At 36.8% G+C, this 280-nt stretch carries 1 protein-coding gene; it reads left to right on the top strand.

Annotated elements, in window-relative coordinates; all coding sequences use genetic code 11:
* On the top strand, nt 1–280 hold a 280-nt coding region (locus IQR33_RS34385; protein ID WP_228014142.1), incomplete at both ends, for a hypothetical protein.

Below are 280 nucleotides of genomic sequence, written 5' to 3'. Positions count from 1 at the left end.
GGTGGTGGCACCAATAGCAGTAGTGGCGATAAGTCACTTGTACTTACTGTAACAGATCCAACTCAATCACTAGTGGAGAATGGGGCGTCAATAACCGTTCAATTAGAAACAAACTCAAAATCAGATAACTACACTCTTACTGTAAGAGATCCACAGTCGGTTCTCAATCAAATTCCTCTAATTGAATATGAAAAAAATATTCATTGGTCTGTAAATAAATCGAATTTAATTCTTTCAGCAGATGAATTACTTAAGTCTTCAGGTGATTTGAGCCTCACAC

Source organism: Vibrio sp. OPT46 (assembly GCF_015163535.1).
In the GTDB taxonomy this organism is placed as follows: Bacteria; Pseudomonadota; Gammaproteobacteria; order Enterobacterales; family Vibrionaceae; genus Vibrio; species Vibrio alginolyticus.
The sequence above is the reverse complement of the archived record's forward strand: the minus strand, read 5'-3'. Positions and strand labels throughout refer to the sequence as shown.